The sequence below is a fragment of the Streptomyces sp. WELS2 genome (assembly GCF_013870595.1).
In the GTDB taxonomy this organism is placed as follows: domain Bacteria; phylum Actinomycetota; class Actinomycetes; order Streptomycetales; family Streptomycetaceae; genus Streptomyces.
The window spans coordinates 1-5,695 of sequence record NZ_JACBWZ010000393.1 but is presented as its reverse complement, the minus strand read 5'-3'; the positions used below and the strand labels follow the sequence as shown (position 1 = coordinate 5,695).

Sequence of the window (5,695 nt, the reverse complement as noted above, 5' to 3'; positions counted from 1 at the left end):
CGCACCTCCTCGGCGGTGGCCGCGTACAGCTGGGGCAGGGCGCCCTGGTCCGGGGTCTGGGCGAGGGGCAGGAGCAGACGGCCGAAGAGGAACCTCACCATGGCGACGGGGGCGGCCGTCTGCAGATTCGTGGCCGCGTAGCCGGGGTGGGCGAGCACGCTGCGGACCGGGCTGCCGGCCGCGCTCAGCCGCCGGTGCAGCTCCCGGCCGAACACGGCGTTGGCGAGCTTGGACTGGTTGTAGTACCCCATCGGCGAGTACCCGCGCTCACCGGTCGGATCGTCGAAGAAGATCCTGCCCCGGCGGTGGTTGGCGGAGGTCACCGTGACCACGCGGGGGTCGTCGCCCCGGGCCAGCAGGTCGAGCAGCAGGCCGGTGAGGGCGAAGTGGCCGAGGTGGTTGACGGCGAACTGGACTTCCTGACCCCGCGCGGTGAGCGTCCTGGGCGGCGCCATCACGCCGGCGTTGTTGACGAGCACGTCGGGACGCACGCCGTCGGAGCGCAGCCGGCCGGCGAACGCGCGGACCGAGTCCGGGTCGGACAGGTCCAGCCGCCGCACCTCGAGCCGGGCCCCGGATCCGCCGGCCGTCGCCCGTGCGACCGCTCGCCGCCCCTTGTCCTCGTCACGGACGGCGAGGATCACATGGGCGCCTTTGCGGGCGAGTGCCCGGGTGGTCGCGAGGCCGAGGCCGCTGTTCGCGCCCGTCACGACGAACACCCGCCCCTCCTGGTCCGGAATCCGGTCGGCGGTCCAGCGCTTCTGACTCGTCATACGGCTCACCGTGCCCGATGTGTCATCGAGTGTCAAGTGTGGCATCGAGAGCCAAGCAGGGCACGACGGATACGATGGGGGGATGACTTCCCGTCCCGTAGGAACCCTGGCCCAGCGCAAGCGGCAGCTCGTCGCCGACGAGTTGACCCAGGCGGCGCTGGGACTGCTGGCGCGCGGCGGGTTCGACGCGGTCACGGTGGACGAGATCGCCGCCGCCGCGGGGGTGTCCAAGCGGACGTTCTTCCGCTACTTCGCCTCCAAGGAGGACGTGGTCGTCCAGTTCCTGACCGGGCTGGGCGCGGCCATGCGGGAGGAGCTGGCGAGCCGTCCGGCGTCCGAACCGCCGTCCACCGCCCTGCGGCACACGGTGTGGCGGTCCATCGACGCCTGCGCGGGTCAGACCGAACGGACCCTGCGCGTCGTGCAGTTGATCCTCGGAACCCCCGCCCTGCTCGCCCGCTTCCTCGAACGCCAGGCCCAGTGGCGCGAGGAGCTGGCGGCCGTGGTCGCCGAGCGCCTCGGCCTCGATCCGGCGGCGGAGCTGTACCCGCGCCTGGCCGCCGGGATGGCGCTGACCGCCTTCCACACGGTGCTGCAACAGTGGAGCGAGAGCGACGGCACGGAGGATCCCGCCGCGCTGACCGACGAATGCTTCGCGGTCATCGCGCCGGCGCTGGACGCCGTGCCAGGCGAGTAGGTCCGCACAGCCGTGCCGCCCGGACAGGCCGGGCGCGCGTCGCCCGGCTGGCCGGAGGGTGGCACGGCCCGGGGCCCGGAAGGACTCGGGCGGCTTCGCCGATTCCCGCGTCCGGGGCGTATGTTGGGCGGCAATCCCGCGTCCCGTGGGCCTGCGGGGCCGTCGCTTCCGCTGTCGGACTCGACGCCCGTGCCGACGGGCCGTACCGGAAACAGCGAAGCACCGGGGAGCCGGATCATGTCCTACGCCGACTACCAGTACGAGATCTACCTCGACGGGCTGCGGGGAGTGGTCCCCGGCCTGCCGATGACCTACGCGGACCTCGAAGCACAGGCCCAGGCGGCCATGTCGCCGTCGGTGCGCTCGTACGTGGCCGGCGGTGCCGGTGACGAGTACACCCAGCGGGCGAACGTCACCGCGTTCGAGGGATGGGGACTCGTGCCGCGGATGATGGTGAGCCCCACCCGACGCGACCTGTCGGTGGACCTGTTCGGCATGCGGCTGGCCACACCGCTGTTCATGGCGCCGGTCGGGGTGATCGGGCTGTGCGCCCAGGACGGCCACGGCGATCTCGCCGCCGCGCGGGCCGCCGCCCGCACCGGCGTGCCCATGGTCGCCTCCACCCTCACGGTCGACCCGATGGAGGAGGTGGTCCCCGAGTTCGGCGACACGCCCGGCTTCTTCCAGCTCTACACGCCCACCGACCGGGAGGTGGCCGAGAGCCTGGTGCACCGGGCGGAGGCCGCCGGGTTCCGGGGCATCGTGGTCACCCTCGACACCTGGATCCCCGGCTGGCGACCGCGCGACCTGACGGCCGCCAACTTCCCCCAGCTGCGCGGCCATTGCCTGGCCAACTACTTCTCCGACCCGGTGTTCCGCTCCCGGCTCGCCAAACCTCCCGAGGAGGATCCGGCGGCCGCCGTGATGCACTGGGTGCGGCTCTTCGGCAATCCGCTCACCTGGAACGACCTGCCCTGGCTGCGGTCGATGACCGATCTGCCGCTGATCCTCAAGGGCATCTGCCACCCCGACGACGTCCGCCGCGCCAAGGACGGCGGTGTGGACGGCGTCTACTGCTCCAACCACGGCGGCCGGCAGGCCAACGGCGGCCTGCCCGCGCTCGACGCCCTGCCCGCCGTGGCCGAGGCCGCCGACGGCCTGCCCGTGCTGTTCGACTCCGGGGTGCGCAGCGGAGCCGACGTCGTCAAGGCCATCGCCCTGGGCGCCACGGCCGTGGGCATCGGCCGCCCCTACGCCTACGGCGCGGCCCTCGGCGGCACCGACGGCATCGTGCACGTGCTGCGTGCCCTGCTCGCCGAGACCGACCTCCTCATGGCCGTCGACGGCTATCCCACCCTCGCCGACCTGACCCCGGAGGCCCTGCGCCGCGTCCGCTGACCGACGGTACGGGCCGTGTGCGCGGGGGCCGTCGCCGTCTCCGGGCCACGTCCCGCAGGGCACCGGTGACGTGTCGGGGGCGTGGGCCGCGGACGGGATCGCGACCGGAGTGGCCGCCTGCCATCATGAACGCGGTCCGGCCCCCGAGCCGGCGGAACTCCCAGGAGCGCGAACCCCTATGAGCATCCCCGAAGGACCCATCACCTCGGACGCGCCGCCGCCATGGGACGACATCGGCCGTCTCGCCGCGCTCTTCACCGCCCTGGACACCGAGCGCGGGATGCCCCCGGAGCAGCAGTGGACGCTGCAAGCGCTCAAGATCTCCGAGGAGGCCGGCGAGACCGCGCAGGCGGTGATCGGCGCGTGGGGCACCAACCCCAGAAAGGGCCGGAGCCACACGTGGCGGCAGGTGCAGGAGGAGGTCGCGGACACCGCGATCACCAGCTTGGTCGCGCTGTACCGGATGCTCGGCGAGGAGGCGCCCGCGTTCTTCGCCGCCGTGCTCGCCGAGAAGTCCGCGAAGTTCCTCGCGTTCGAAGGGGACGGGAACCGGCGGCACCGGGCGGCGTGCGCCTCGGCGGCGGACCGACGGGAAGGACGGTGAAGGGAGACGAAACGCGGCCCGTCCCCCGGTCCTCGCCGACGCACCGGCCGGACGCGGACGCAGTGGATCGCGGTGCCGCGTGGTGGCCGCGCCGGGTGCGCACCCCCGCGCCCGCTAACAGACCCGCCGGTAAGGAACGTCCGCCACGTACATCCGCCATTGCGCGCGGGACAGCCCGCCCCCGGCGCGGTGGCACACCGTCCCGGCCACGCGGTCCGGGTCCAGCACGACGCGCTGCGACGGTACGTGTTCCCCCGCGACGTACAGGCTGCCTCCGCCGTCGGTGAAGGCGAGGGCGAGGACGCGGTCGCCGGCCGTGGGCAGGTCGGTGCCCAGCCGGCGGCGGGAGTCGACGTCCCACAGCCGTACGGTGCCCTGCGCTCCGGCCGCGGCCAGCACGCTGCCGTCCGGGGAGAACGCCAGCGCGGTCGTCTCCTCCTGTTCGCCCGTGGCGCCCCTGAAGTAGCCGCCGGGCAGCGAGCCCAGCGAGGTCCCTCGCCCGACGTCCCACACCGTGATGCCGCCGTCGACGTCCGCGAAGGCGGCGCGCTTGCCGTCGGGGCTCAGGACGCTCACGCAAGCGCAGTCCATCGTCTCCCGTCGCCGGCCGTGGCCGTCGGCCGACAGCAGGGTTCCGTCGCTCATCAACAGGACGGCGCCGTCGTACGACATGGAGCTGACGAAGGCCCCGGCACCGGCGTCGTCCCGCCCCTTCCGCGCCTCCTGGACCCGGATGTCCCCGGCCTTGCGGCCGGTGCCGGCGTCCCATACGGTCACCGTCGCGTCGACGATGCCGGTGGTCAGCAGTTCCCGGCCGTCCGGGCTGAGCACCCACCCGGCCAGGGGCATGTCGTCGTCGTAGGGTTTCAGCTCGGTGAGCTTCCGGTCGTGGACGGTGTCCCACACGGTGATCCGCGTCGGCCCCATCGGGTCGGCCGGGCCCGAGCCGAAGGCGAGGCGCCGGCCGTCGGCGCTGAGGAACATCGCCGTCCGGCCGCTGTCCCGCAGGGCGTCGGAGTCCCCGGGCACCCCGGCCACGCGGATCGTGTACCGCGGCCGGCCGGTCAGCCCGTCGTGGATCCGCAGCCGGGCCGGGCCCTTGCCGCCGCTGTCCAGGACGGCCAGCACCGAACCGTCGGCGCTCAGGGTCGCCGCGGCGGCGGCACGCGTGCTCCAGTGCGGCGACAGCGCGCTGCCGATGTCGATGCCGTGGACGACGGTCGCCCCGTTCGAGCCGGCGGCGGTGTAGCGCAGGACGCGGGCGGTGGTGTCGATGCGGATGTCGTCCGGCTGGATGTCGGTCAACGGGTACCGGACCACGGGCGCTTGGGGGTGGTCCAGCCGCCACAGCAGCAGGTCGTTACCGCCCACCCCGGCCAGCAGCGTGCCGTCCGTGCTGAACACGCAGCTCAGCGGCGCCACTTGAGCGAGCCGGGGTGGTTGGGCCCCGGTCCGGGCCGTGATCCGCCGGATCCCGGTCGTGTCCGTGGCGGTCAGGGTGCGGCTGTCGGGCGAGAACTGAAGCCTGGCCTCCGGTCCGCAGGCGAACCGCTTGCGCCAGCCCGTGTCGACACGGTGCCGGGCCGGGATGTCCCAGACCCTGACGCCGCCCTGCACACACATCGCGACCAGCCGGTTGTCGGGGCTCATGTCGCCGCCGCCGGCCGTCTCCAGCTCCTTGGCGGTGTGGGTGAACAGACGGCGCCCGCTGCCGGTGTCCCACACCTCCAGGCGGCTGCCGGTGAGGAAGAGGTAGGCGTGCCCGCTGGAGCTGAAACCGAACTCCGCCCGGGTGCCGCCCGCAGCGCCGACCAGCATGTCCCGCTCCCCCGCGGCACCTTCGGGGACGCCTGCCGGCAACGGCTTGCCCAGCGTGCCGGACCCGTCGCCGGCGGGCCCCAGGGCCGGGCCGTGGTAGCGGCCGGTACCTGTGTCCCACATCCGGACGCGCAGGCCGTCCTCCCCGGCCGGCACGGCCACATAGCGCCCGTCGGGGCTCAGGTCGGCGACGGTGAGGTCGTCCACACCACCCGGCAGCCGCCTGTTGCCGGTCACCCGATGGGTCACCAGGTCCCGGCGGACGAACCTGCCGCCGCCCAGCCCGAAGAGGGTCCGCCCGTCCGGGCTGAGCAGCTGGGTGTCCGTGGGGTCGGGCACGGTGAACGTGGGCAGGTCGCGCTGGGCGAGGGCGCCGATGAGGGCGGACCGGGTCTCCGGGGTCCG

The 5,695-nt window shown here is 73.8% G+C and carries 5 protein-coding genes; 3 read left to right on the top strand and 2 right to left on the bottom strand.

What is annotated here, in order from left to right:
* A partial coding sequence (locus H5J33_RS21380) for an oxidoreductase (RefSeq protein WP_181796534.1) occupies nucleotides 1-773 on the bottom strand: 773 nt, incomplete at its 3' end.
* 82 nt (nucleotides 774-855) lie between these two features.
* On the opposite strand from H5J33_RS21380, the gene H5J33_RS21375 reads away from it, so the two are divergent.
* The 3 genes from H5J33_RS21375 (at nucleotide 856) to H5J33_RS21365 (ending at nucleotide 3,472) form a co-directional block, all read left to right on the top strand.
* On the top strand, nucleotides 856-1,470 hold the full coding sequence (locus tag H5J33_RS21375; protein ID WP_181796533.1) for a TetR family transcriptional regulator: 615 nt from the start codon (nucleotides 856-858) through the stop codon (nucleotides 1,468-1,470).
* Between the two features lie 237 nt (nucleotides 1,471-1,707).
* On the top strand, nucleotides 1,708-2,868 hold the full coding sequence (locus tag H5J33_RS21370; protein WP_181796532.1) for an alpha-hydroxy-acid oxidizing protein: 1,161 nt from the start codon (nucleotides 1,708-1,710) through the stop codon (nucleotides 2,866-2,868).
* Between the two features lie 178 nt (nucleotides 2,869-3,046).
* A complete protein-coding gene (locus H5J33_RS21365; protein WP_258565272.1) occupies nucleotides 3,047-3,472 on the top strand; it encodes a MazG-like family protein in 426 nt (141 codons plus the stop codon).
* Between the two features lie 114 nt (nucleotides 3,473-3,586).
* On the opposite strand, the gene H5J33_RS21360 is transcribed toward H5J33_RS21365, so the two are convergent.
* On the bottom strand, nucleotides 3,587-5,695 hold a 2,109-nt coding region (locus H5J33_RS21360), incomplete at its 5' end, for a WD40 repeat domain-containing protein (protein WP_399552893.1).